This is a genomic window from Enterobacter sp. EC_50 (genome assembly GCF_019584525.1).
Classification (GTDB): Bacteria; Pseudomonadota; Gammaproteobacteria; order Enterobacterales; family Enterobacteriaceae; genus Enterobacter; species Enterobacter roggenkampii.
Genome location: NZ_VDAF01000025.1, coordinates 43,810 through 70,702, shown reverse-complemented (window position 1 = coordinate 70,702; position 26,893 = coordinate 43,810). Strand labels below are relative to the sequence as shown.

Below are 26,893 nucleotides of genomic sequence, written 5' to 3'. Positions count from 1 at the left end.
ACGCTTGCGTACTACGACCGAAAAACCCAGAGTGTGGTGCGGATAGAGTAAAAGTGTTACCTATGTTCCCGGTCTGATCTGTCACCTATGTATCCGGTCATACAGAAGCGCCACCCGGCACAATCGCCGCTACTTACTTAAATCCAGGTGATAAATCGCGAACCCAATATCATCCGTCGCGACCTGTTTCATCGGATACTGCGCCTTCTCCTTAATAAACGCGGCTGCCTTCTCGGACGGTGACGTTTCGAAACGGATATCCAGCGGCGTATCGCTGTGGATCGGCGCCAGACGCCAGTTGTTATCCACCGCCGGATGAATTTCGCCGGCCTTTTTCGACTCCGCGCTGATCCACGCCGCCAGCACAGAGCGGTTCTCGTCCGGCGAGGCAAAGGCGATGTGGCTATCTCCCGTACCGGCAAACTTACCGCCGTAGGCACGGTAGTTATTGGTCACCACCAGGAAAGTGGCATTCGGATCGATCGCCTTGCCGTTGAAGGTCAGGTTTTTAATGCGCTCCGCCTGCGGGTGGATCGCCTGACACTCGCCGTCATATTTCGCCGGCTGGGTGACGTCAATCTGGTAGTTCACGCCGTCGATCACGTCGAAGTTGTAGGTGCGGAAGCCGTCCCAGTTAATCAGCGACTGCGGCTTGCTGCTGTGTGGGTCAATCTGGTTAAACTGTCCGGCAGAACACTCCAGCCACTCTTTTACCTCTTTCCCGGTGGCTTTAACCACCACCAGCGTATTCGGGTAGAGATAGAGATCGGCGGCATTACGGAAGGTGAGCTGGCCCTTTTCGACCTCCACATAGCTTGCCGGGTCATTCTTACGCCCGCCCACTTTGAATGGCGCTGCGGCGGAGAGTACCGGCAGTTTCGCCAGATCCGGATCGCCCTGCACAAAGTGTTCGGCATAGGCTTTCTGCGCCATGTTGACGACCTGGACGGTCGGATCGTCCTGCACCAGCGCCAGGAAGCTGTACATGTTGTCGGCGGATTTGCCGATCGGCTTGCTGACGAATTCGCGCGTGGCGTCGTGATCGTGCTTCAGCACGTCGACCAGTTTTTTATCTTCCGCCGCCAGCGATTTTTTCGCCGCAGCGTCGTAAATCGGGCGCGCTTCGGCTTTTGACTGCGTGACCTTCCAGCGGCCGCCGTCGTTATTCAGCACCAGGTCCACCACGCCAAGATGGTCGCCCCACATGCCCGGCATCACCGACGGCACGCCGTTAAGCGTCCCTTTCTCAATATCCGCCCCTTTAATGCTGGCAAAGTCTTTGCCCGGGAAGACCGCGTGGGCGTGGCCGAACAGGATCGCATCGACGCCCGGGACCTCACTCAGGTAGTAAACGGAGTTTTCTGCCATGGCCTGGTACGGATCGGCGGAGAGGCCCGAGTGGGCGACAACGACCACCAGATCGGCGCCTTTTTCGCGCATTTCCGGCACGTATTTACGCGCGGTTTCGGTGATGTCGTTAACGGTCACCTTACCGTCGAGGTTGGCCTTATCCCACGTCATGATCTGCGGCGGGACAAAACCGATATAGCCGATTTTCAGCGTCTGTTTTTTCCCGTCCTGATCGACAACCTCAGTCTCTTTAATCAGGTAAGGCGTAAAAAGCGGATTTTGGGTCTTAACGTCGATGATATTGGCGTTAACGTACGGGAATTTTGCACCTGCCAGGGCATCATGCAGGTATGTCAGACCGTAGTTGAATTCATGGTTGCCGAGGTTACCGACGGTATAGTCCAGGGTGTTCATCGCTTTATAAACAGGATGGATCTCGCCTTTTTTCAGCCCCCTGGTCGCCATGTAATCCCCGAGCGGACTGCCCTGAATCAGATCGCCGTTATCGACCAGCACGCTATTTTTCACTTCGCCGCGTGCGGCATTGATCAAACTCGCCGTGCGTACCAGTCCGAATTTTTCCGTCGGGGTATCTTTGTAGTAATCGAAATCCATCATGTTGCTGTGCAGATCGGTCGTTTCCAGAATACGTAAATCGACCGTCGCTGCCTGCACGCTCGCCGCAATCAGCGTCGCCAGGAGCGTTGCGCTAAACTTAATCATCAGAAGAGTCCTTTTTTCGATCCAGGCCACAAAAGAGTATGTATCTATAACGTGTTGCTTACATAAATGTGAATCCTGACAGAAAAAAGCAACCTGAAACCGGAATTGCTTCACAGATAGCGGAATTGTTCACATTACGATATAACTAAAACAAAGAGTTAACCTCACTGCGTTAACAAAGAGGTGGAAAATGCTAGATAAAATTTGTCAGCTCGCACGGGATGCGGGGGATGCCATCATGCAGGTGTATGACGGTAGTAAACCCATGGAGGTTGTCAGCAAAGCGGACGACTCTCCGGTCACGGCGGCAGATATCGCGGCGCATAAGGTGATCCTGAAAGGGTTACAGGCCTTAACGCCGGACATCCCCGTCCTGTCAGAAGAAGCGCCGCAAAGCTGGGAAGAGCGCCAGCACTGGCAGCGCTACTGGCTGGTGGACCCCCTGGACGGGACAAAAGAGTTCATCAAGCGCAACGGTGAATTCACCGTCAATATCGCCCTGATTGAGAAGGGTAAAGCGGTGCTGGGCGTGGTCTACGCGCCGGTCATGAAGGTGATGTACAGCGCTGCAGAAGGGAAGGCGTGGAAGGAAGAGTGCGGCGTGCGCAAGCAGATCCAGGTGCGCGACGCGCGTCCGCCGCTGGTGGTGATTAGCCGCTCGCACAGCGACAGCGAGCTGCAGGAGTATCTGCAGCAGTTGGGTGAACACCAGACCACCTCGATTGGCTCATCGCTGAAATTCTGCCTGGTGGCGGAAGGACAGGCACAGCTCTATCCCCGCTTTGGGCCGACGAACGTCTGGGATACTGCCGCCGGGCACGCCGTGGCTGCGGCCGCCGGGGCGCACGTTCATGACTGGCAGGGCAAGCCGCTGGACTACACCCCGCGCGAATCCTTCCTCAACCCCGGCTTCCGCGTCTCTCTTTATTGAGCCAGCAGCTTATGCAGCAGGTCGACAACCTGCTGCACCTCTTCCTGGGTTATCGCCCCGTCTTTCACCCACTGTACGCGGCCGTTCTTATCCAGCACGACAATCGCAGAGCTCTCTTCCTCCAGCTGCCAGGCCTTACGGGTGACGCCGTTGCTGTCGACGATAAACTGCGACCATGGGTAGAGCTTTTTATTGCTCTCAAGGCTTGAACGCACAAACATCCCGGAGCCCGGAATGGCGTCATCGGTATTCACGATCGTGGTGGTCTGGTAACGATCGTGTGGGAATTTTGCCGCCTTGATCGCCTCCACCAGGTTGGCATTTTTCTCTTTTGCAGATGTACGACCGGCAATATGTTGTACAACTCTCACTTTGCCCGCGAGCTGCGCGCTATTCCAGGCTTTGTAGCTAAACTTATCATTGTCGAGAATCAATTCTCCCCGGTCAGCAATGCCGACTGGCGGTACACGTTGTCCTTTTTCAATGTTGTGAGCACTCGCCCACAGGGGCAGCAGCAGGCAGGCTGCTGCAAGGATAGTACGTAGGGTCATGGCGTTTCCTTATTGTTTGCAGGTGATCCGACCACTTGGTCATGCACTTTTAATGATAAGTGCGATCAATGTGGTTTTCCCGCAATCCCGATGCCAGTTTGCGGGCGAACGCACATATCCATGAAAAAACGACGGCTTATACTGCTCTCTATCACGCTTTGCAAAGATTATTCTGAATAATTGTAATCAAACGGTAAATAAACTTATGCACACTGGGTAACACCGTAGTTCTGGTCTATAGTCATTGGGCATCAAAATTTGCGCTCAGGACAGTCGGGCCGATTGTGGCACCGCAAGAGCGTATGATTCGCAGGAGATACAAGAATGAAAATTTTCCAACGCTACAACCCGCTTCAGGTGGCGAAGTACGTGAAGATCCTGTTCCGTGGACGGTTGTATATCAAGGATGTTGGCGCTTTTGAGTTTGATAAGGGCAAAATCCTTGTCCCAAAAGTGAAGGACAAACAGCACCTGTCTGTGATGTCCGAAGTCAACCGTCAGGTTATGCGTCTGCAAACTGAGATGGCTTAACCAACGTGCTATGCAGTAGTTAAAAAAACGGCTCCCGATGGGAGCCGTTGATGTTTGTGGAGGCAGGAACCTTACGCCGACACCTTCTCTTCCGCATCCGGCAGCTTCGGCACCAGTACGGTCGGTTTGTTGTCGATGCGCGTCACCAGCAGCTGGTCGATGCGGTAGTTATCAATATCCACCACTTCAAACTTGTAGCCGGAGAACTTCACCGAGTCGGTACGTTTCGGGATCTTACGCAGCATAAACATCATAAAGCCGCCGATGGTCTCGTAGTTTCCGGACTGCGGGAACTCGTCGATATCCAGCACGCGCATCACGTCTTCAATTGGCGTGCCGCCATCAATCAGCCATGAATTATCGTCACGCTGAACAATCTGCTCTTCCAGCCCCTGGCCTACCAGGTCGCCCATCAGCGTGGTCATGACGTCGTTCAGGGTAATAATACCCACCACCAGCGCGTATTCGTTCATGATCACCGCGAAGTCTTCCCCGGCGGTTTTGAAACTTTCCAGCGCTTCTGAGAGCGTCAGGGTGTCCGGCACAATCAGGGTATTGCGGATCTGCACGCCGCTGTTCAGCGCCAGGCTCTGGTTTGCCAGCACGCGGTTCAGCAGGTCTTTGGAGTCGACGTAACCGATGATGTGGTCAATATCTTCATTACAGACCAGGAACTTGGAGTGCGGATGCTGCGCCACTTTGTTCTTCAGGCTCTGCTCATCTTCATGTAAATCGAACCAGATAATGCTTTCACGGCCCGTCATGGAAGAGGGCACGGTACGGGATTCCAGTTCGAATACGTTCTCAATCAGCTCGTGTTCCTGCTTGCGCAGTACCCCGGCCAGGGCACCGGCTTCCACGACCGCATAAATGTCGTCAGAGGTGATGTCATCTTTACGCACCATCGGCAGCTTAAAGATGCGGAAAATGACGTTTGCCAGGCCGTTGAAGAACCACACCAGCGGGCGGAACACAAACAGGCAGAAGCGCATCGGGTTGATGATACGCAAAGCCACGGCTTCTGGCGCAATCATACCGATGCGTTTCGGGGTCAGGTCGGCGAAGAGGATGAACAGCCCGGTCACCAGCGAGAAGGAGAGGATAAAGCTCAGCTGTTCGGCCAGTTCGGCGGACATGTACTGCGCAAAGAGGCTATAAAACGCCGGGGAAAACGCCGCATCGCCCACGATACCACCCAGGATAGCCACCGCGTTCAGACCAATTTGCACCACGGTAAAGAACGTACCGGGGTTTTCCTGCATTTTGAGAATGCGTGAGGCGTTGATGTTGCCCTCGTCGGCGAGCAGCTTCAGTTTGATTTTACGGGACGCGGCCAGCGAAATCTCGGATATCGAGAAAAATGCACTGACGGCAATCAGACAAAGTATTACTAAGATACTGTTTAACATAGTTTATCCGGCTTCTCGCCAGATCCTCAGAAGGGGAGTTGATACCATTTGTGTGGAAACACATTGAACATCAGCTCGTAGCGTTGAGCCGATTATTTCAGCGGCTAGTATAGCGTAAAGAGATGTAAATCTGCCAGAGGTCACATTTTTACATAAAACAGACCGGACAGCGGGTGCTGCCCGGTACGGGCGACGATCTAACGGCTGATAATCAGGCCAGCTGTGGCGGCAGGCAGACGCCGATACCTCCGATTCCGCAGTAGCCGTACGGGTTTTTATGCAGATACTGCTGGTGATCGTCCTCGGCGTAGTAGAACGGTTTCGCGGTGGTGATTTCCGTGGTCACCTCGCGCGTATCGCCCGCTTCACGCATGGCCTGCTGGAAACGCTCAAGGCTGGCGCGCGCGGCGGCATTCTGCTCAGGGGTGAGCGGATAGATAGCCGAGCGGTACTGCGTGCCGTGGTCGTTGCCCTGACGCATGCCCTGCGCCGGGTCGTGGTTTTCCCAGAAGACCTGCAGGAGCTGTTCGTAGCTGATTACCGTCGGGTCGTACACTACGCGTACCGCTTCCGCATGGCCGGTTTCGCCGGAGCAGACTTCGCGGTAGGTTGGATTCGGCGTGTAACCGCCCGTGTAGCCGGCTGCCGTGCTGTAAACGCCAGGCAGCTGCCAGAAGAGGCGCTCAACGCCCCAGAAGCAGCCCATAGCGAACAGGGCGATTTCCATGCCATCAGGAACGTTAGTCATGGAATGGCCATTGACGGCGTGTAAAGTCGCCACAGGCATAGGGGTGTTGCGTCCCGGTAATGCATCAGCTTGTGAAACCAGATGCTTTTTGTCGAATAAACTCACGGTGGGGCCTCCCGGGGTGCGATGTTTCGGTTAAGGTTGTCACGGCGCGTTTAATTGAACACAATAAATGCGCTGAATGAGTCTAGATTTAATCATAAGAAATATTTGGGTGTTACACCCATTTTCAACCCGAGATTCGGGTTTTTGGCCAACAGGCCGTATTTTGCCGCGGAGCGGCACTTCATTTGCTTCCAGGGTAGAAACAGGGATATTCAGGAGAAAACGTGACAAAAATCCGCCAGTTATGTTTAGTCAGTCTGTTGCTGACAAGCGGGATTGCCAGCGCGGCGAATGTCCGTTTGCAGGTTGAGGGGTTATCCGGGGCGCTACAAAAAAACGTGCGTGCGCAGCTATCGACCATCCAGAGTGATGAGGTGACGCCGGACCGGCGTTTCCGCGCGCGCGTCGATGATGCCATCCGTGAAGGACTAAAAGCGCTAGGGTATTACGAACCCACCATTGATTTCGATCTCCGCCCGCCCCCAAAGAAGGGGCGCCAGGTGCTTATTGCCCGCGTTTCGCCGGGCGAGCCGGTGCTGATTGGCGGCACCAACGTCATCCTGCGCGGCGGGGCGCGTACCGACCGGGATTACCTGGACCTGCTCAGCACGCGGCCGAAAATCGGCACCGTGCTCAACCACGGTGACTACGACCACTTCAAAAAAGAGCTGACCAGCGTTTCCCTGCGTAAGGGCTACTTTGACAGCCAGTTCAATAAAAGCCAGCTGGGCATTGCGCTGGCGCGACGTCAGGCCTTCTGGGATATCGACTACGACAGCGGAGAACGCTACCGCTTTGGCGACGTGACGTTCGAAGGGTCGCAAATTCGTGAAGAGTACCTGCAAAACCTCGTGCCCTTTAAAAAAGGGGATTACTACCAGTCGAGCGACCTGGGAGAGCTGAACCGACGGCTCTCAGCCACCGGCTGGTTTAACTCCGTGGTTGTCGCCCCTGAATTTGATAAGTCTAGAAAAACCAAGGTGTTGCCGCTGCACGGCGTTGTTTCGCCGCGCACCGAGAACACCATTGAAACCGGTGTGGGCTATTCGACGGACGTTGGCCCGCGCGTGAAGGCCACCTGGAAAAAGCCGTGGATGAACTCCTACGGCCATAGCCTGACCACCAGCGCCAGCATTTCCGCCCCGGAACAGCAGCTCGATTTCAGCTATAAAATGCCGCTGCTGAAAAATCCGCTTGAGCAATATTACCTGGTTCAGGGGGGCTTTAAGCGCACCGACCTGAACGATACCGAGTCCGATTCCACCACGCTTGCCGTGTCGCGTTACTGGGATCTCTCCAGCGGCTGGCAGCGCGCCATCAACCTGCGCTGGAGCCTGGATCACTTTACCCAGGCCAACGTCACCAACACCACCATGCTGCTCTATCCTGGGGTGATGATCAGCCGCACCCGCTCGCGCGGCGGCCTGATGCCGACCTGGGGCGATTCCCAGCGTTACTCTATCGATTACTCCAACACCATGTGGGGTTCCGACGTGGATTTCTCGGTGATTCAGGCGCAGAACGTCTGGATCCGCACGCTGTATGACAAACACCGCTTTGTGGTGCGCGGCAACCTCGGCTGGATTGAAACCGGCGACTTCGACAAGGTCCCGCCGGACCTGCGCTTCTTCGCCGGGGGCGATCGCAGCATCCGTGGCTATAAATACAAATCCATCGCGCCTAAGGACGATGACGGCAAGCTGATCGGTGCCTCTAAGCTGGCTACCGGCTCGCTGGAGTACCAGTACAACGTCAGCGGAAAATGGTGGGGCGCCATGTTCGTCGACGGCGGCGAAGCGGTGAGCGATATCCGCCGCAGCGATTTTAAAACCGGCGCGGGCGTCGGCGTACGCTGGCAGTCACCCGTCGGGCCCATCAAGCTCGATTTCGCCGTGCCGGTGGGCGACAAAGAAGAACACGGATTACAGTTTTACATCGGTCTGGGGCCTGAATTATGAGTTTATGGAAGAAGATAAGCCTCGGGGTGCTGATTTTTATCGTGCTGCTGCTCGGTACGGTGGCGTTTCTGGTGGGAACGACGACCGGGCTGCATCTGCTGTTTAATGCCGCGAACCGCTGGGTGCCGGGGCTGGAGATTGGCCAGGTGACGGGCGGCTGGCGCGACCTGCGCCTGAAGAACATCCGCTATGAGCAGCCGGGCGTGGCGGTGAACGCCGGGGAGTTTCACCTGGCGGTGAAGCTGGGCTGTCTGCGTGACAGCAAGCTCTGCGTCAACGACTTGTCGCTAAAAGACGTCAACGTGGCGATAGATTCGAAGAAAATGCCGAAGTCTGCGCCAGTAGAGGAAGAGGACAGCGGTCCGCTGAATCTCTCCACGCCGTACCCTATCGCGCTTTATCGGGTGGCGCTTGATAACGTCAATGTCAAAATCGACGACACCACCGTGTCCGTGATGGATTTCAGCTCCGGCCTGCGCTGGCAGGAGAAAAACCTCACCCTGACGCCAACCTCCCTGCAGGGCTTGCTGATCGCGCTGCCGAAAGTGGCCGACGTGGCGCAGGAAGAGATCGTCGAGCCGAAGATCCAGAACCCGCAGCCGGAAGAGAAGCCGCTGGGCGAAACGCTGAAAGACCTCTTCTCGAAGCCTGTCCTGCCGGAAATGACCGATGTGCATCTGCCGCTGAACCTCAATATTGAAGAGTTCAAAGGCGAGCAGCTGCGCCTGACCGGCGATACCGACCTGACGGTCTATAACATGCTGCTGAAAGTCAGCAGCATTGACGGCAACATGAAGCTCGACGCGCTGGATATCGACACCAATCAGGGCTCGGTGAACGCGTCAGGCAACGCCCTGCTGCGCGACAACTGGCCGGTGGATATCACGCTGAATAGCGCCCTGAACATTGACCCGCTCAAAGGCGAGAAGGTGAAGGTCAAAGTGGGCGGGGCGCTGCGCGAGAAGCTGGATGTCGGGGTCAATCTCTCCGGCCCGGTAGACATGGTCCTGCGTGCGCAAACCCAGCTGGCGGAAGCCGGGCTGCCGCTCAATCTTGAGGTGGTCAGCAAGCAGCTTTACTGGCCATTCACTGGCGAAAAACAGTACCAGGCCGATGACCTGAAGCTGAAGCTGAGCGGCAAGATGACCGACTATACGCTCTCGTTCCGCACCGCAGTGAAGGGGCAGGGCGTGCCGCCCGCGAACATCACCCTGGATGCGAAGGGCAATGAACAGCAGGTTAACCTCGACAAGCTGACCGTCGCGGCGCTGGAAGGCAAAACCGAGTTAACCGCACTGCTCGACTGGCAGCAGGCGATCAGCTGGCGCGGCGAGCTGAAGCTGACGGGCATTAACACCGCCAAAGAGGTGCCGGACTGGCCGTCGAAGCTGGATGGCCTGATCAAAACCCGCGGCAGCCTGTACGGCGGCACGTGGCAGATGGACGTGCCGGAGATCAAGCTCACCGGGAACGTGAAGCAGAACAAGGTAAACGTTGAAGGCTCGGTGAAAGGCAACAGCTACCTGCAGTGGATTATCCCGGGTCTGCACGTGGCGCTGGGCCGCAACACGGCGGATATCAAAGGCGAGCTGGGGGTGAAAGATCTCAATCTGGACGCCACCATCGATGCGCCGAATCTGGATAACGCCCTGCCGGGCCTGGGCGGTACGGCGAAGGGGCTCCTGAAGGTGCGCGGCACGGTAGACGCGCCGCAGCTGCTGGCGGACATTACCGCCAATAACCTGCGCTGGCAGGCGCTGAGCGTTGCCCGCGTTCGTGTGGAAGGGGATGTGAAATCCACTGACCAGATCGGCGGTAACCTGAACCTGCGCGTGGAGCGCATTTCTCAGCCGGACGTCAACATCAGCCTGGTCACCCTGGACGCGAAAGGGAACGAGAAGCAGCACGACCTGCAGCTGCGCGTGCAGGGCGAGCCGGTCTCCGGCCAGCTTCACCTGACCGGCAGCTTCGACCGCAAAGAGGAGCGCTGGAAAGGGACGCTGGATAACACCCGTTTCAATACGCCGGTCGGGCCGCTGGCGCTGTCGCGCGCCATCGCGCTGGACTACCGCAACGCCGAGCAGAAGATCAGCATTGGGCCGCACTGCTGGACCAACCCGAATGCGGAACTGTGCGTGCCGCAGACCATCGACGCGGGCGCGGAAGGACGCGCGCAGATCAACCTCAACCGCTTCGATCTGGCGATGCTGAAACCGTTTATGCCGGATACTACCCAGGCCAGCGGCGTCTTCAGCGGAAAAGCCGATGTCGCCTGGGACACCACCAAAGAGGGGCTGCCGCAGGGTAGCGTCACGCTGTCCGGGCGTAACGTGAAGGTGACGCAGGAGGTGAATGACGCGCCGCTGCCGGTGGCCTTCGACACCCTGAACCTGAGCGCAGATCTGCATAACAACCGTGCGGAGCTGGGCTGGCTGATTCGTCTCACCAACAACGGTCAGTTTGACGGCAAGGTTCAAATTACCGACCCACAGGGACGACGAAATCTGGGCGGCAACGTCACTATCCGCAACTTCAACCTGGCGATGGTGAACCCGATTTTCGCGCGCGGGGAAAAAGCCGAGGGCATGGTGAACGCCAACCTGCGCCTGGCGGGCAATGCGCAAAGCCCACAGCTGTTCGGCCAGCTGCGCCTCAGCGGCGTGGATATTGACGGCAACTTTATGCCGTTTGACATGCAGCCCAGCCAGATCGCGATGAACTTCAACGGCATGAGCTCGACGCTGAGCGGATCGGTACTGACGCAGCAGGGGCAAATCAATCTGAGCGGCGACGCGGACTGGAGCCAGCTCGACAACTGGCGCGCCCGTATTGCCGCGAAGGGCAGTAAGGTGCGCATCACCGTACCGCCGATGGTGCGACTGGACGTCTCGCCTGATGTGGTCTTTGAAGCCACGCCAAGCCTCTTCACGCTTGACGGTCGCGTCGACGTGCCGTGGGCGCGCATCGTGGTTCACGACGTGCCGGAAAGTGCGGTCGGCGTCTCAAGTGATGAAGTTATGCTCAATGAAAATCTGAAACCGGTCGAACAGAAGAGCGCGGGCATCCCGATTAATAGTAACCTTATCGTGCACGTGGGGAATAACGTGCGGTTGGATGCGTTTGGGCTGAAGGCGAGGCTTACGGGCGACCTGAAGGTGGCGCAGGATAAACAAGGGCTTGGCCTGAACGGGCAGATCAATATCCCTGAAGGGCGATTCCACGCCTATGGTCAGGATCTGATTGTCCGTAAAGGCGAGCTGCTGTTCTCCGGTCCACCGGATCAACCGCTGCTGAACATCGAAGCGATTCGTAACCCGGAAGCGACGGAAAACGACGTCATTGCCGGGGTACGCGTCACCGGTTCCGCCGACGAACCGAAGGCGGAGATCTTCTCTGACCCGGCGATGTCCCAGCAGGAAGCCCTCTCTTACCTGCTGCGTGGTCAAGGTCTCGACAGCGGTCAGAGCGACAGCGCGGCGATGACTTCGATGTTAGTGGGGCTGGGGGTTGCACAAAGTGGGCAGGTTGTGGGTAAAATCGGCGAGACGTTCGGCGTAAGCAATCTGGCGCTGGACACCCAGGGCGTGGGTGACTCCTCGCAGGTGGTGGTCAGCGGCTATGTACTGCCGGGTCTGCAGGTAAAATATGGTGTGGGGATCTTTGACTCACTGGCAACACTCACGTTACGCTATCGCCTGATGCCTAAGCTATATCTGGAAGCAGTGTCCGGCGTAGACCAGGCACTTGATCTGCTCTATCAGTTTGAGTTTTAGCAATGCGAATATTTGTCTACGGCAGTTTACGAACCAGGCAAGGCAACAGTCACTGGATGACCAATGCCCAGCTACTGGGGAATTACAATATCGAGAACTACCAGTTGTACAGCCTGGGCCACTATCCAGGCGCGGTTCCGGGCGAAGGAACAGTACAGGGTGAAGTTTATCGTATTGATAACGCGACGCTTGCCGAACTTGATGCCTTGCGCACCAGGGGCGGTGAATACGCACGCCAGTTGATCCAGACGCCGTACGGAAGCGCGTGGATGTATGTCTACCAGCGTCCAGTCGACGGGTTAACGCGGATCGTAAGCGGTAACTGGTTAGACAGAGACCAGTACTGAAAAACGACAACGCCACCGTAAGGTGGCGTTGTTTTTTTTATTCCTTCAACTCTCTTCTGTATCCCGGCGTCGGGTTAAAAACAGAGGAACGAACAGCATGATGTACGGCGCAATAAGCCATAAAAAACACAAGGCGCGTGAACGGCCATAGTAGTTTATGCACCGCGTATTGCTTGAAATGACGGGCAGGAAACACAGTAAAAACAGCAGAATCACATAATCGCTTCGATAAGGGATCCATAAGTAAAACAAAAACCAGGCAAGCTGGAATGTCATGATGCAGAGATACTGCCATTTACTGTCTTTACCGTAACAGTCAAACGCCTTTATGTAGCCCATCTTTATGCTTTGAAGAAAGAAACTTAGCATGTATAACGCTCACGATCGCGACGGTCAGGAGTGTGCTCATCAGCAACGCCCCTAAAAAATAGCTGTGGGTGATATCAGTAGCACCCGAGCCTAAAGTATGCAATTTACTATAACCTCTATCTACTGCAACAAAAAGTGTATATAGCCCTATGTTAATAAAGAATTGCAGAAGACAAGAAAACAAGATATTTCTTGGAATTGTTTTTAATAGAGTGAGTAACGCATAAATAATGCTTGATGATAGCGCGAAGTAAAGTCCGTTAAGTAAACCAGATAGTAATGCGCTATTTATTTGACTGAATATTAAATGATCGCTTCCATAGTACCATGACAGATATTCAACATAAGTACTTCTGCCAAAGACAAAGGAGGCAATAATAAGGACGAATAGGCTCATGACATGGCTTTTCTTACTCATAATTTTGCTCCCTTAGATAGCAGCTCCTTCATCGTTTTACTGGCTTCTAGCTGATCTTTGATTATGGCAAGGTCACGAGTATTGTGATTATATTTTGCAATAGCGGTTGGCGTACCCTTACCACCATTGTCCATAAAGAAGACTATATCCTTACGACCATAAAGAAGGACTTGTGGGATGGGATCACGCCCATAACTCACCGCCTGTGGAAGGGAGTGGATAGACTCTGTCGTGAGGAAGCGAGGAATATTTTCATGCTCAATATTACCTAAAGGCGTGGTGGCAACAAGGGAGCCGATAAAATCGGTCGTATACACTAACGCATCTGTATCCTTGGTCGTTACTTTTGAACCTGTAATATATTTTATCTGTTGCCAAAGGGTAATATCTTTAGGGGTATCCTTAACACCATCCATAAACATATCCTGCTTGCGTTTTAGCTGAATGACAGTACGGTGTACCTGTGTCAAAGAGGGGCTGATTTCCCCAATAGAAGGCATAAAACCATCGCGGGAATACAACCGTTCAATGATAAAATAAATTCCAGTTGGGCGGGCAACATCAATGTTAATGGATGACATATGAATCCTGTAATGAATGGGGATTAATGATCATCATGACAATATGTTGTGAACAGCCAGGCTATTTAACCGCTCCCACTATAAATGATAGGGTATCTTTTTTGGTTTTAATGTCAAAAACATAAGGAATGGGATTATTCTCAAAAATTCAGTTTGTACTACTTTAAACCAGGGAAATAAAAAAGCCCCGACTCGCGGGGCCTTCATTAACAGCAGTAAGAATTACTTCTTGGCAGCGCGTTCGAAAGAGGCGATGATTTCCGCTTTCGCTGCTTCTGCGTTGTCCCAGCCGTCAACTTTAACCCACTTGCCTTTTTCGAGGTCTTTGTAGTGCTCGAAGAAGTGAGTGATCTGCGCTTTCAGCAGCTCTGGCAGGTCGTTCACATCTTTGATGTGATCGTACTCTTTGCTCAGCTTGGTGTGCGGTACCGCAACCAGCTTCGCATCTTCACCGGATTCGTCGGTCATTTTCAGCACGCCAACGGGACGGCAACGAATCACTGCGCCTGGCTGCAGTGGGTATGGCGTTGGGACCAGTACGTCAACCGGGTCACCGTCCAGAGACAGGGTGTGGTTGATGTAACCGTAGTTGCACGGATAGAACATCGCGGTAGACATGAAGCGGTCTACGAACAGGGCGCCGCTCTCTTTGTCCACTTCGTATTTGATCGGATCTGCGTTAGCCGGGATTTCGATAACTACGTAGATGTCTTCTGGCAGTTCTTTACCCGCTGGGACGTTGAGTAAGCTCATGTCGGTGTCCTTTAAAATGGATGGTAAACAAGTGGCAGGTATTATAGCCAACTCGCGCTGAATGTCTCCGCCTGTTTTCGCCTTCTCTCCACGTTCTTCCCACTTTTCAGACCGATTCCATGACAGAAAAATCCATAAACTCAGCCGCATTTTTCATGGAGAAATGAAAGCGATTACAAACTTGTGATTAACGTTTTATTCACTTTTCTGAAGTGTGATGTAACGCAATTCGTTACATATTTCATGGGCTATAGTCATTCCGCAGAACATCTTTTAACCAACAATAACTCACCCTACGAGGACGTTCATATGTGGAAGCGCTTACTCCTTGTCACAGCAGTTTCGGCAGCCATGTCGTCTATGGCGATGGCCGCTCCCTTAACCGTAGGTTTTTCGCAGGTCGGCTCTGAATCTGGCTGGCGAGCGGCAGAAACCAACGTGGCGAAAAGCGAAGCTCAGAAACGCGGCATTACCCTGAAAATCGCCGATGGTCAGCAAAAACAAGAGAATCAGATCAAAGCCGTGCGCTCCTTTATCGCCCAGGGCGTGGATGCCATCTTTATTGCACCCGTCGTGGCGACCGGCTGGGAACCCGTCCTGAAGGAAGCGAAAGACGCTGAAATCCCGGTCTTCCTGCTCGATCGTTCCATCGACGTTAAAGACAAATCTCTCTATATGACCACCGTGACGGCCAACAACGTGCTGGAAGGGCAGTTAATTGGCGACTGGCTGATAAAACAGGTCGACGGCAAGCCGTGTAACGTTGTTGAACTGCAGGGCACCGTCGGGGCGAGCGTGGCCATCGACCGTAAAAAAGGCTTTGCAGAAGCCATCGCCAAAGCGCCAAACATCAAGATTATCCGCTCTCAGTCCGGCGACTTTACCCGCAGCAAAGGTAAAGAGGTGATGGAGAGCTTCATTAAGGCTGAAAACAACGGCAAGAACATCTGCATGGTTTACGCCCACAACGATGACATGGCGATCGGCGCGATTCAGGCAATTAAAGAAGCGGGCCTGAAGCCGGGCAAAGATATCCTCACCGGCTCTATCGACGGCGTGCCTGATATCTACAAAGCGATGATCGACGGCGAAGCCAACGCCAGCGTGGAGCTGACGCCAAACATGGCCGGCCCGGCATTCGACGCGCTGGAGAAATTCAAGAAAGACGGCACGATGCCGGAGAAAGTGACGGTCACCAAATCCACGCTCTACCTGCCTGACACGGCGAAAGAAGAGTTAGAGAAGAAGAAAAATATGGGCTACTAAGCCTGTCTGAACATGCCGGGTGACGCTGCGCTTACCCGGCCTACGATACGCTCTTTTGTAGGCCGGATAAGCGTAGCGCCATCCGGCTTGATGCAGGGGGAAACCATGACCACTGAACAACACCAGGAAATCCTCCGCACAGAGGGCTTGAGTAAATTCTTCCCCGGCGTAAAGGCGCTGGATAACGTTGATTTCAGCCTGCGGCGCGGGGAGATCATGGCGCTGCTGGGGGAAAACGGCGCGGGAAAATCGACGCTGATTAAATCTCTGACCGGCGTTTATCACGCCGACCGCGGCACCATCTGGCTGGAAGGCAACGCCATTTCGCCAAAAAACACCGCCCATGCCCAGCAGTTGGGGATCGGGACGGTATACCAGGAAGTGAACCTGCTGCCGAATATGTCGGTGGCGGATAACCTGTTTATTGGCCGTGAGCCACGACGCTTTGGGCTGCTGCGCCGTAAAGAGATGGAGGCGCGGGCGACAAAGCTGATGGAATCCTACGGCTTCTCCCTCGACGTCCGCGAGCCGCTGAACCGCTTTTCCGTGGCGATGCAGCAGATCGTCGCCATTTGCCGCGCGATCGATCTCTCCGCAAAGGTGCTGATCCTCGACGAACCCACCGCCAGCCTCGATACCCAGGAGGTGGAAATGCTCTTTACCCTGATGCGCCAGCTGCGCGATCAGGGCGTCAGCCTGATCTTCGTTACCCACTTCCTCGATCAGGTGTATGAGGTGAGCGATCGCATTACGGTGCTGCGCAACGGCAGCTTTGTCGGCTGCCGCGAAACCCGCGAGCTGCCGCAGATCGAGCTGGTCAAAATGATGCTGGGCCGCGAGCTGGAGACCAACGCCCTTCAGCGCGCGGGCCGCACGCTGCTGAGCGAGAAGCCGGTCGCCGCGTTCAGCGATTACGGCAAAAAAGGGGTCATCTCGCCGTTTAACCTTCAGGTGCGGCCGGGCGAAATTGTCGGGCTGGCGGGCCTGCTGGGCTCGGGGCGTACCGAGACCGCCGAGGTGATCTTCGGGATCAAGCCCGCCGACAGCGGCAGCGCGCTGATCAAGGGCAAACCGCAAACCCTGCGATCGCCGCATCAGGCCTCCTGTCTGGGTGTGGGCTTCTGCCCGGAAGACAGGAAAACGGACGGCATTATTGCCGCCGCCTCGGTGCGGGAAAATATCATTCTGGCGCTTCAGGCGCAGCGCGGCTGGCTGCGGCCGATCCCACGCAAAGAGCAGAACGCCATTGCTGAGCGCTTTATCCGCCAGCTCGGCATCCGCACCCCGAGCGCGGAACAGCCCATCGAGTTCCTCTCCGGTGGTAACCAGCAGAAAGTGCTGCTCTCCCGCTGGTTGCTGACCAAACCCCAGTTCCTGATCCTCGACGAACCGACCCGCGGCATTGACGTAGGGGCGCACGCCGAAATTATCCGGCTTATCGAAACCCTGTGCGCAGACGGTCTGGCCCTGCTGGTCATTTCGTCCGAGCTGGAAGAGCTGGTGGGCTATGCCGATCGCGTCATCATCATGCGCGATCGTAAACAGGTGGCAGAGATCCCGCTGGATAAGCTGTCCGTTCCGGCGATCATGAATGCCATCGCGGCATAAGGAGTGAATCGTGATGTCCCGTTCGCTTTCGCAAACCGGTGAGTCAAAGCGCCGCTTCAGCTGGCCGACCGGCACGCCGCAAATCGCGGCGCTGCTGGTGGTTTTACTGGTGGATAGCCTGGTCGCGCCGCATTTCTTCCAGATTATCGTGCAGGATGGCCGCCTGTTTGGCAGCCCGATAGACATTTTAAACCGCGCCGCGCCCGTGGCGCTGCTGGCCATCGGGATGACGCTGGTCATCGCCACCGGCGGGATTGATCTCTCCGTCGGCGCGGTGATGGCTATCGCCGGGGCCACGGCAGCCTCCATGACCGTGGCCGGGCATAGCCTGCCGGTGGTCCTGCTTGCAGCCTTAGGCACTGGCGTGCTGGCCGGATTATGGAACGGCATTCTGGTGGCGGTGCTGAAAATCCAGCCCTTTGTCGCCACGCTCATTTTAATGGTGGCCGGGCGCGGCGTCGCGCAGCTAATTACCTCCGGACAGATTGTCACCTTTAACTCGCCGAGCCTGGCGTGGCTCGGCAGCGGCAACCTTCTGTTCTTCCCGACGCCGGTGATGATTGCCCTGGTGACGCTCGTGGTGTTCTGGCTTTTCACCCGCAAAACGGCGCTGGGCATGTTCATTGAGGCCGTCGGGATCAACATTCGCGCCGCGCGCAACGCCGGGGTTAACACGCGGCTGATGGTGATGCTGACCTACGTGCTGAGCGGTATTTGCGCCGCCATCGCCGGCGTGATCGTCGCGGCGGATATTCGCGGAGCCGATGCCAACAACGCCGGGCTCTGGCTGGAGCTGGATGCGATCCTGGCGGTGGTGATCGGCGGCGGGTCGCTGATGGGCGGGCGCTTTAACCTGCTGCTCTCGGCGATCGGCGCGCTGATCATTCAGGGCATGAACACCGGGATCCTGCTTTCGGGATTCCAGCCGGAACTCAACCAGGTGGTGAAAGCGGTGGTCGTGCTCTGCGTGCTGATCGTCCAGTCGCCGCGCTTTGTCAGCATCATTAAGGGGATCCGTGGCCATGATAAAACGTAATTTGCCGCTAATGATCACGCTGGGCGTGTTTGTGCTGGGCTATCTCTACTGCCTGACCCAGTTCCCGGGGTTTGCCTCGACGCGCGTGATCTGCAATATCCTGACCGATAACGCCTTTTTAGGCATCATCGCCGTCGGCATGACCTTTGTGATCCTCTCCGGCGGGATCGACCTCTCCGTCGGCTCGGTGATCGCGTTTACGGGCGTGTTCCTCGCGAAAGCGATCGGCTTCTGGGGCATCTCTCCGCTGGTGGCGTTTCCGCTGGTGCTGGCGATGGGCTGTGCGTTTGGCGCCTTTATGGGGCTGCTGATCGACGCGTTAAAAATTCCGGCATTTATCATTACCCTCGCGGGGATGTTCTTCCTGCGCGGGGTGAGCTACCTGGTGTCGGAAGAGTCGATTCCCATTAACCATCCGGTGTACGACACGCTCTCCAGCCTGGCGTGGAAAATCCCCGGCGGCGGCCGCCTGAGCGCGATGGGGCTGCTGATGCTGGGCGTGGTAGTGATTGGCATCTTCCTCGCCCACCGCACCCGGTTTGGCAATCAGGTTTACGCTATTGGCGGCAACGCCACGTCGGCCAACCTGATGGGGATCTCGACCCGCAGCACCACCATCCGCATTTATATGCTCTCGACCGGCCTGGCGACGCTGGCGGGGATCGTCTTCTCGGTGTATACCCAGGCGGGCTATGCCCTTGCAGGCGTTGGCGTGGAGCTGGATGCGATTGCTTCTGTGGTCATCGGCGGTACGCTGCTCAGCGGCGGCGTGGGGACGGTGCTGGGGACGCTGTTCGGCGTGGCGATTCAGGGGCTGATCCAGACCTATATCAACTTTGACGGCACGCTCAGCTCCTGGTGGACGAAGATCGCCATCGGCATTCTGCTGTTTATTTTTATTGCCCTGCAGCGCGGCCTGACGGTGCTCTGGGAGAACCGCCAAAGCTCGCCTGTTACCCGTGTGAACACATCGGTAACAGAGCGATAACATGCTGAAAGTCTAAACATTTTCCGGTAGCGGCCGATACTCTTTTTTTATGCCCAGAAATATCTCGCTACCGGAAATAATATCATGCTGAAAACGCTATCGATTCGTACCGGCTTGCTCTCTTTACTGGCCGTTATGACCCTTCTGCTGCTGATTGTCAGCGGCATTGGCATTTATGCCCTCACACAGAGTTCTTCTTCGCTGCAGCGTATTAATCACCTTCAGGGTGAGCAGATGGTGCAGCTTAATTCAGGCTATACGCTGATCCTGCGCGCGCGCAATGAAGCGGGTCAGGCCGTTCGCATGATGGAAATCGGCATGCTGGACGATGCGGCCAACGCGGTAAAAAACATCAATCAGGAAGTCGCCCTGGCCCAGAAAACGCTGAAGGGCGTGATCGACGGCGGCGTGGCTGACGAGCAGGGGCAGCAGCTGCTCGATAAAGTGGCAGCCAGCCTGGCGGCGTATAACCAGCAGGGGATCAACCCGATGCTGAAAACCCTCAACGACCAGAGCGCGGACGGGTATTACGACCTGCTGGAGAAGACGCTGATCCCGCTGGCGTCAGCGTTTGATAACGACATGCAGGCGTTTCAGAAATGGAGCGAAGCGCGAGGTCAGGCGGAAGTGAGCGCCGTGCAGGCGAGCAAAACCCGCGTCCTGATCCTGATTATCGTCGCCGCGCTGCTGACGGCGGGCATTATCGTGCTGGCCTGGCTTGCGCTGCGCCATATGCTGCTCAAGCCGCTCTCGGCGTCGATTGCTCAGCTGGAGAACGTGGCGGCGGGCGATTTAACCCATACGCTGGCCGCGCCCGCGAGCCAGGAGTTTAACCGCCTTAACGCGGTCATTGAGGAGATGCGTCAGTCGCTGATGAACTCGGTTCTGCGGGTACGCGATGCCAGCGCGCAGATTGACACCGGCAGCCGCGAGCTGACGCTGGGGAACCGGGATCTCGCCGAGCGAACGGAATCCACCGCCACGTCGCTGGAGCAGACGGCGGCGAGCATGGAACAGATCACCGCCACGGTGAAGCTCAACGCCGATAACGCCGAGCAGGCGCACCAGCTGGCGAAGTCGGTCTCCGACACGGCCGATCACGGCAGCGAAATGGTCTGCTACGTGATTGAAAAAATGCGCGATATCTCCGGCAGCTCGGCGCGCATCGCCGACATCCTGAGCGTGATCGACGGCATTGCCTTCCAGACCAATATCCTGGCGCTTAACGCCTCCGTAGAGGCGGCGCGCGCGGGCGAGCAGGGGCGCGGGTTTGCCGTCGTCGCGGGCGAGGTGCGAAACCTGGCCAGCCGCAGCGCCGACGCGGCGAAGGAGATTCGTTCTCTTATCAGTGATTCGCAAACCCACGTTAACGAGGGCAGCGAGCTGGCCCAGCAGGCGGGCGAAACAATGGATGAGATCGCAACAGAAGTGCTGCGCATGACCAAACTGATGCGTGAGATTGCGACCGCGTCTCAGGAGCAGAGCCGCGGCATTGAGCAGGTTAATATTGCGGTAAACCAGATGGATGAAACCGCGCAGCAGAATGCGGCGCTGGTGCAGCAATCCTCCGCCGCGACCCGCTCCTTTGAGGAGCAGTCGCGTCAGCTGATGGAAGCCATGTCATCATTCAAAGTGACGACTCAGAACGCGGCATAATATTACCCAGCCCCGGTACGTTCTGTGCCGGGGTTTTATTCCTTTCGGAATTAAGCGCCCCGATATTAACGTGAATTTCGCCCATTAATATTTCCAGCGAGCTGGTTAAGGCTAATGCTTTTTCCGTCGGCTCAAGATATAAGCCTTTGCGGAGAAATAACGGCTCATCAAAGAGTTGATTAAAACGCTTTAATGCCAGACTCACCGCAGGGCGTGACATCTCCAGACGCAAAGAGGCCTTTGCCATGCTGCCGCAGCGGACGATTTCAATAAATACAGGGATAAGATTTAAATCAATGCCGGTATTAGCACGGGAATAATTTTTCATTGCGTTTCTGCTCCACGAAATATCTGTCAAACTGTTATGGAAATAATGCAGGAGCAGTGGCGAATATTAAAGCGTGTTTTTTATAAACACTTATACGGTAAAATATATAAATGAACAGGGGAGCCGGATCGGCTCCCCTGAAGAGAGGGATTACGCGTCCGGGTACTCGCGGATAAAGCGTTCAACGTCTTCAACCATGTGGTTGTTGCCGACGAAGAACGAACGGCGCTGGTGAAGGCTTTCCGGCACGATCTCCAGAATACGCTCTTTACCGTCGCTCGCCTTACCGCCCGCCTGTTCGGCCAGGAACGCCATCGGGTTGCATTCGTACAGCAGACGCAGCTTCCCGTCCGGGTGGCTGGCGGTGCTTGGGTAGAGGTAGATGCCGCCTTTCAGCAGGTTACGGTGGAAATCCGCGACCAGAGAGCCAATATAGCGGGACGTGTACGGGCGCTGCGTCGCTTTATCTTCTTCCTGGCAGAATTTGATGTACTTCTTCACGCCGTTCGGGAAGCGGATGTAGTTACCTTCGTTAATGGAGTAGGTATTGCCCTTCTCCGGGAAGCGCATGCGTTCCTGGCTCAGACAGAAAACGCCCAGGGAAGGATCGTACGTAAAGGCGTGTACGCCGCAACCGGTGGTGTAGACCAGCATGGTGGAGGAGCCATAGACGACGTAACCGGCAGCAACCTGATTAATGCCCGGCTGCAGGAAATCTTCTTCGGTCACCGGCGTGCCAACAGGCGTGACGCGGCGGTAGATGGAGAAAATGGTACCGACAGAAACGTTAACATCAATGTTGGAGGAGCCGTCGAGCGGATCCATCAGAACAACGTATTTCGCGTGTTCACACCCTTCGAAAACAACAATTTCATCTTCTTCTTCGGAGGCGATACCCGCAACGATGTCGCGCGCGCGCAGTGCAGCTTTCAGTTTTTCATTTGCGAACAGATCGAGTTTCTGTTGAACCTCGCCCTGAACGTTCTCGGCACCGCTGGCACCCAGGATATCGACCAGACCGGCCTTGTTGATATCACGGTGGATGATCTTAGCGCCCAGCTTTATTGCCGACAGCAAAGCAGTGAGTTCACCGGTAGCATGAGAGAACTCGTGCTGCTTTTCGACAATAAATTCACCTAACGTTTTCATAACACTTTCCCTGCATCTTTGTGAGTAGAGCGATTGTATGTTCACTAAAACGACTAAAGCCCAACAATCTTAACAAATATTCAAATAGTAGCGCAGAGGTGAATCGCGCCAGCAACATACGGATTTACCTGAAATGCGTTTCACAGCCGCTAACATGTGAGTAAAATGTGCGCCACATTAAAGAAGGATAGTGACGTATGCGCATTCATATATTGGGGATTTGTGGCACTTTCATGGGCGGACTGGCAATGCTGGCGCGCTCGCTGGGCCATGAGGTGACAGGTTCGGACACCAATGTGTATCCGCCAATGAGCACACTTCTGGAGAAACAGGGCATCTCTCTTATTCAGGGCTACGATGCCAGCCAGCTGGATCCCGAGCCGGACCTGGTGATTATTGGCAACGCCATGACCCGCGGCAATCCGTGCGTTGAGGCGGTACTGGAACGCAATATTCCGTTCATGTCCGGCCCGCAGTGGCTGCATGACTACGTCCTGCGCGACCGCTGGGTGGTTGCCGTTGCCGGTACCCACGGCAAAACGACCACCGCGGGCATGGCGACCTGGATCCTCGAAGCCTGCGGCTACAAGCCGGGCTTCGTTATCGGCGGCGTACCGGGTAATTTCGACGTTTCTGCGCGCCTGGGGGACAGCCCGTTCTTTGTGATCGAAGCCGACGAGTATGACTGCGCGTTCTTCGACAAGCGCTCCAAGTTCGTGCACTACTGCCCGCGCACGCTGATCCTCAACAACCTTGAGTTTGACCACGCGGATATTTTTGACGACCTGAAGGCCATACAGAAACAGTTCCACCACCTGGTGCGCATCGTGCCGGGCCAGGGCCGCATCATCCTGCCGGAAAACGACATCAACCTGAAGCAGACCCTGGCAATGGGCTGCTGGAGCGAGCAGGAGCTGGTGGGCGAGCAGGGCCACTGGCAGGCGAAGAAACTCAACGCCGATGCCTCCGAATGGGAAGTGCTGCTCGACGGCGAAAAAGTGGGCGAGGTGAAGTGGGGCCTGGTGGGCGAACACAACATGCACAACGGCCTGATGGCCATTGCTGCCGCACGCCACGTGGGCGTTCTGCCTGCGGATGCGGCGAATGCGCTGGGCTCGTTTATCAATGCCCGCCGCCGTCTGGAGCTGCGCGGTGAAGCCCACGGCGTCACGGTGTACGACGATTTCGCGCACCACCCAACGGCCATTCTGGCGACGCTTGCCGCCCTGCGTGGCAAAGTCGGCGGTACCGCGCGCATTCTGGCGGTGCTGGAACCGCGCTCGAACACCATGAAGATGGGCATCTGCAAAGACGATCTCGCGCCGTCGTTAGGACGTGCCGATGAAGTCTTCCTGCTGCAGCCGCAGCATATTCCGTGGCAGGTGGCGGAAGTGGCCGATGCCTGCATCCAGCCTGCGCACTGGAGCGCGGATGTGGATGCGCTCGCGGATATGGTGGTGAAAGCCGCTCAGCCCGGCGACCATATTCTGGTGATGAGCAACGGCGGTTTTGGTGGGATCCATCAGAAGCTGCTGGACGGGCTGGCGAAGAAAGCGGAAGCGGCCGCCGAAGCGTAAAAAAAAGCCCGGTGGCGCTAGCGCTTACCGGGCCTACGTTCTTTTCCCCCTCGCCCCTTCGGGGTGAGGGGAACGGATTACTCTTCGTTCTCAGACAGCTCGCGCAGATACTGGAAAATCAGGCGCGCAGACTTCGGCGGCTTATTCCCTTCTTTCTCTTTCTTCGCGTTGCGGATCAAGGAACGCAGCTGCTGGCGGTCGGCATCCGGCCACAGATTCAGCACTTCCGGTACGGCGTCATCACCCTGTTCAATCAGACGATCGCGGATCTGCTCCAGCTTATGGAACAGCGCAACCTGCTGGTTGTGGCGGTTTTTCAGCTTATCCAGCGCCTGGCGGATCGGATCAACATCGCGCTGACGCAGCATTTTCCCGATAAGCTGAAGCTGGCGACGACGGCCTTCTTTTTTGATTTTCTGTGCCAGTTCAATGGCATCGCGCAGATCCTGGTCGAGCGGGATCTTATCCAGCGCGTTTTTACCCAGTTCTACCATTTCCGCGCCAAGCTGTTTTAACTCTTCGGCGTCACGTTTAATTTCACTTTTACTGACCCAGATGATCTCATCATCTTCGTCTTCGATGTCATCACCGGGAACGTCGTCGAGCCAGTCTTCGGGCTGCTTAGTCATGTCAGGCTCCTTAAAAAAAGAGGCTAATGTTACCAGTTAAGACGCGCACTGAAAAACGGTTCTCTGTTAGACTTCAGTTAACTCTCTCTTACAGTATGGCATTTGCGATGAAAGTAACCTCACAAGTTGAAGCGCAGCGTAAGATTCTGGAAGAAGCCGTCTCCACCGCGCTGATGCTTGCTTCAGAAAAATCAGATGGCGCCGAAGTGGCGGTCAGCAAAACCACCGGCATTAGCGTGAGCACCCGCTATGGCGAAGTGGAGAATGTTGAATTCAACAGCGACGGCGCGCTGGGTATCACGGTATATCACCAGAATCGCAAAGGCAGTGCGTCATCCACCGATCTCAGTCCGGATGCCATCGCCCGTACGGTGCAGGCCGCGCTGGATATCGCCCGTTATACCTCGCCGGATCCTTACGCCGGCGTGGCGGATAAAGATCTGCTGGCGTTTGACGCGCCGGATCTCGACCTGTTCCATCCGGCGGAAGTGACGCCGGACGAAGCGATTGAGCTGGCCGCGCGCGCCGAGCAGGCGTCCCTGCAGGCCGACAAGCGCATCACCAATACCGAAGGCGGCAGCTTTAACAGCCACTACGGCATCAAAGTCTTCGGCAACAGCCACGGCATGCTGCAGGGCTACTGCTCTACCCGCCACTCGCTCTCCAGCTGCGTCATCGCCGAAGAGAACGGTGACATGGAGCGCGACTACGCCTATACCATTGGCCGCGCGCTGGGGGATTTGCAGTCTCCGGAGTGGGTAGGCAAAGAGTGTGCCGAACGCACGCTGTCTCGCCTGTCGCCGCGTAAACTCTCCACCATGAAAGCGCCGGTGATTTTTGCCAACGAAGTGGCGACCGGTCTGTTTGGCCATCTGGTGGGCGCTATCGCGGGCGGCTCCGTTTACCGTAAATCGACCTTCCTGCTCGACTCGCTGGGCAAGCAGATCCTGCCGGAATGGCTCACCATCGAAGAGCATCCGCACCTGCTGAAAGGCCTGGCCTCCACGCCGTTCGACAGCGAAGGCGTGCGCACCGAGCGTCGTGACATCGTGAAAGACGGCATTCTGACCCAGTGGCTTCTGACCAACTACTCCGCGCGCAAGCTGGGGCTGAAAAGCACCGGGCACGCGGGCGGCATTCACAACTGGCGCATTGCCGGGCAGGGCCTCAACTTTGAGCAGATGCTGAAAGAGATGGGCACCGGTCTGGTGGTGACCGAGCTGATGGGTCAGGGCGTCAGCGGCATCACCGGCGATTACTCTCGCGGCGCGGCGGGCTTCTGGGTTGAAAATGGCGAAATCCAGTATCCGGTGAGCGAAATTACCATCGCTGGCAATCTGAAGGATATGTGGCGCAATATCGTTACGGTCGGTAACGATATTGAAACACGCAGCAATATACAGTGTGGTTCTGTATTACTCCCGGAAATGAAAATCGCCGGACAATAGAGATAGCGTTTTGTTAATAATAAAAAAGGAAGTGAGCAATGCGTAAACATCTGTTAGCGATCGTCGCGGCTTCAACGCTGGTTCTTGGCTCTTCTGCGTTTGCTGCCGATCTTGAAGACGACATGGGCATCCTCGGGCAAAACCTGAAGGTGGTGCAGAAAACCGACAATGCGGCGGAAATGAAAGACGCGCTGACCAAAATGCGTGAAGCGGCGCTGGACGCACAAAAAGCGACGCCTCCTAAACTGGAAAGCAAAGCGGCAGACAGCGCAGAGATGAAAGACTACCGCCACGGCTTTGACGTGCTGGTCGGCCAGATCGACGGCGCGCTGAAGCTCGCTAACGAAGGCAAAGTGAAGGAAGCCCAGGCGGCGGCCGAGCAGTTTGTGACGACCCGTAATACGTATCACAAGAAATACCGTTAACCGATCGCGCATCTGACAAACAACCAGCGGGGGCCAGTGGCCCCCGTTTTTTTTTGCGCGGTAATAAGTAAACCCTATCGCCATCACATTTTTGCGTCACCACGCCTGAACGTTTTCGTTTCCCCGGCGCGCGTTTTGCCGCTGGAATACGTGATATTCATCACGCAAATGCCGTGATTAATCCAGATTCACCGTATTTATGTGGCACAGATCACTGCTGCGGCTCCCCTTTCCAC

23 protein-coding genes are annotated in these 26,893 nt (G+C 56.0%); 13 read left to right on the top strand and 10 right to left on the bottom strand.

Translation table 11 applies throughout. The features are described 5' to 3' along the window. Positions 1-129 precede the first annotated feature (129 nt). Positions 130-2,073: a bifunctional 2',3'-cyclic-nucleotide 2'-phosphodiesterase/3'-nucleotidase gene (locus FHC48_RS19000; RefSeq protein WP_059363298.1), complete on the bottom strand. Its 1,944-nt coding sequence runs from the start codon at positions 2,071-2,073 to the stop codon at positions 130-132. A 190-nt stretch (positions 2,074-2,263) separates the two neighbouring features. Here FHC48_RS19000 and cysQ point away from each other — a divergent pair, with 190 nt between their 5' ends. Beyond that, positions 2,264-3,004 (top strand): 3'(2'),5'-bisphosphate nucleotidase CysQ, encoded by a 741-nt coding sequence (gene cysQ, locus FHC48_RS18995; protein WP_008501432.1) that lies wholly within the window; start codon positions 2,264-2,266, stop codon positions 3,002-3,004. Here the strand turns inward: cysQ and FHC48_RS18990 are convergent. Then, the gene (locus FHC48_RS18990; protein ID WP_119311964.1) at positions 2,998-3,555 is read right to left on the bottom strand and encodes a YtfJ family protein; all 558 of its coding nucleotides are present in this window, start codon (positions 3,553-3,555) and stop codon (positions 2,998-3,000) included. The two genes, cysQ and FHC48_RS18990, sit on opposite strands and share 7 nt — an antisense overlap. A gap of 324 nt (positions 3,556-3,879) precedes the next feature. Between FHC48_RS18990 and FHC48_RS18985 the strand changes: the two genes are divergently transcribed. Then, positions 3,880-4,086, top strand: coding sequence for a DUF1107 domain-containing protein (locus FHC48_RS18985; protein ID WP_008501430.1), 207 nt, complete (start codon positions 3,880-3,882; stop codon positions 4,084-4,086). Between the two features lie 71 nt (positions 4,087-4,157). Here the strand turns inward: FHC48_RS18985 and FHC48_RS18980 are convergent, their stop codons facing one another. Next, the gene (locus FHC48_RS18980) at positions 4,158-5,495 is read right to left on the bottom strand and encodes a hemolysin family protein (protein WP_008501429.1); all 1,338 of its coding nucleotides are present in this window, start codon (positions 5,493-5,495) and stop codon (positions 4,158-4,160) included. Positions 5,496-5,706: 211 nt separating this feature from the next. Beyond that, complete coding sequence (msrA, locus tag FHC48_RS18975; protein WP_059362863.1) at positions 5,707-6,348, bottom strand: peptide-methionine (S)-S-oxide reductase MsrA; 642 nt, start codon at positions 6,346-6,348, stop codon at positions 5,707-5,709. A gap of 224 nt (positions 6,349-6,572) precedes the next feature. On the opposite strand from msrA, the gene tamA reads away from it, so the two are divergent. Genes tamA through FHC48_RS18960 form a run of 3 tightly spaced genes read left to right on the top strand, consistent with a single transcriptional unit; the run spans position 6,573 to position 12,426 of the window. Next, entirely contained in the window at positions 6,573-8,306 is a 1,734-nt protein-coding gene (gene tamA / locus FHC48_RS18970; RefSeq protein WP_008501426.1) for an autotransporter assembly complex protein TamA, read from the top strand. Beyond that, positions 8,303-12,079: an autotransporter assembly complex protein TamB gene (tamB, locus tag FHC48_RS18965; protein ID WP_039024045.1), complete on the top strand. Its 3,777-nt coding sequence runs from the start codon at positions 8,303-8,305 to the stop codon at positions 12,077-12,079. Before tamA ends, tamB begins: the two co-directional genes overlap by 4 nt. A 2-nt stretch (positions 12,080-12,081) precedes the next feature. Further along, complete coding sequence (locus tag FHC48_RS18960; protein ID WP_008501424.1) at positions 12,082-12,426, top strand: gamma-glutamylcyclotransferase; 345 nt, start codon at positions 12,082-12,084, stop codon at positions 12,424-12,426. 316 nt (positions 12,427-12,742) lie between these two features. On the opposite strand, the gene FHC48_RS18955 is transcribed toward FHC48_RS18960, so the two are convergent. The 3 genes from FHC48_RS18955 to ppa form a co-directional block, all read right to left on the bottom strand. After that, positions 12,743-13,213 (bottom strand): hypothetical protein, encoded by a 471-nt coding sequence (locus tag FHC48_RS18955; RefSeq protein WP_023326564.1) that lies wholly within the window; start codon positions 13,211-13,213, stop codon positions 12,743-12,745. Next, positions 13,210-13,794: a hypothetical protein gene (locus FHC48_RS18950; protein WP_059362859.1), complete on the bottom strand. Its 585-nt coding sequence runs from the start codon at positions 13,792-13,794 to the stop codon at positions 13,210-13,212. The genes FHC48_RS18955 and FHC48_RS18950 overlap by 4 nt, the downstream gene beginning before the upstream one ends. A gap of 222 nt (positions 13,795-14,016) precedes the next feature. Beyond that, on the bottom strand, positions 14,017-14,547 hold the full coding sequence (gene ppa / locus FHC48_RS18945) for an inorganic diphosphatase (protein ID WP_008501423.1): 531 nt from the start codon (positions 14,545-14,547) through the stop codon (positions 14,017-14,019). 309 nt (positions 14,548-14,856) lie between these two features. Between ppa and ytfQ the strand changes: the two genes are divergently transcribed. The 5 genes from ytfQ to FHC48_RS18920 all read left to right on the top strand — a co-directional run bounded on the left by ytfQ (position 14,857) and on the right by FHC48_RS18920 (position 21,101). Beyond that, complete coding sequence (gene ytfQ, locus FHC48_RS18940; RefSeq protein ID WP_021240696.1) at positions 14,857-15,813, top strand: galactofuranose ABC transporter substrate-binding protein YtfQ; 957 nt, start codon at positions 14,857-14,859, stop codon at positions 15,811-15,813. A 105-nt stretch (positions 15,814-15,918) separates the two neighbouring features. Further along, positions 15,919-17,421, top strand: coding sequence for a galactofuranose ABC transporter, ATP-binding protein YtfR (ytfR, locus tag FHC48_RS18935; RefSeq protein WP_059362856.1), 1,503 nt, complete (start codon positions 15,919-15,921; stop codon positions 17,419-17,421). A gap of 10 nt (positions 17,422-17,431) precedes the next feature. After that, positions 17,432-18,457: a galactofuranose ABC transporter, ATP-binding protein YtfT gene (ytfT, locus tag FHC48_RS18930; protein WP_021240695.1), complete on the top strand. Its 1,026-nt coding sequence runs from the start codon at positions 17,432-17,434 to the stop codon at positions 18,455-18,457. Further along, positions 18,444-19,445, top strand: coding sequence for a galactofuranose ABC transporter, permease protein YjfF (gene yjfF, locus FHC48_RS18925; protein ID WP_023293434.1), 1,002 nt, complete (start codon positions 18,444-18,446; stop codon positions 19,443-19,445). Before ytfT ends, yjfF begins: the two co-directional genes overlap by 14 nt. Before the next feature lie 84 nt (positions 19,446-19,529). Continuing rightward, a complete protein-coding gene (locus tag FHC48_RS18920) occupies positions 19,530-21,101 on the top strand; it encodes a methyl-accepting chemotaxis protein (RefSeq protein WP_059362853.1) in 1,572 nt (523 codons plus the stop codon). On the opposite strand, the gene FHC48_RS18915 is transcribed toward FHC48_RS18920, so the two are convergent. Further along, positions 21,073-21,429, bottom strand: coding sequence for a LysR family transcriptional regulator (locus tag FHC48_RS18915; RefSeq protein ID WP_059362850.1), 357 nt, complete (start codon positions 21,427-21,429; stop codon positions 21,073-21,075). The two genes, FHC48_RS18920 and FHC48_RS18915, sit on opposite strands and share 29 nt — an antisense overlap. Positions 21,430-21,579: 150 nt before the next feature. Beyond that, entirely contained in the window at positions 21,580-22,578 is a 999-nt protein-coding gene (gene fbp / locus FHC48_RS18910; protein WP_008501416.1) for a class 1 fructose-bisphosphatase, read from the bottom strand. A gap of 197 nt (positions 22,579-22,775) precedes the next feature. On the opposite strand from fbp, the gene mpl reads away from it, so the two are divergent. Then, positions 22,776-24,155, top strand: coding sequence for a UDP-N-acetylmuramate:L-alanyl-gamma-D-glutamyl-meso-diaminopimelate ligase (mpl, locus tag FHC48_RS18905; RefSeq protein WP_059362847.1), 1,380 nt, complete (start codon positions 22,776-22,778; stop codon positions 24,153-24,155). Positions 24,156-24,232: 77 nt separating this feature from the next. On the opposite strand, the gene yjgA is transcribed toward mpl, so the two are convergent. Further along, positions 24,233-24,784, bottom strand: coding sequence for a ribosome biogenesis factor YjgA (gene yjgA / locus FHC48_RS18900; protein ID WP_008501414.1), 552 nt, complete (start codon positions 24,782-24,784; stop codon positions 24,233-24,235). 95 nt (positions 24,785-24,879) lie between these two features. Between yjgA and pmbA the strand changes: the two genes are divergently transcribed. After that, positions 24,880-26,232: a metalloprotease PmbA gene (pmbA, locus tag FHC48_RS18895; RefSeq protein ID WP_008501413.1), complete on the top strand. Its 1,353-nt coding sequence runs from the start codon at positions 24,880-24,882 to the stop codon at positions 26,230-26,232. 38 nt (positions 26,233-26,270) lie between these two features. After that, positions 26,271-26,657, top strand: a complete 387-nt coding sequence (gene cybC / locus FHC48_RS18890) for a cytochrome b562 (RefSeq protein WP_008501412.1) — start codon at positions 26,271-26,273, stop codon at positions 26,655-26,657. Positions 26,658-26,893: the final 236 nt, after the last annotated feature.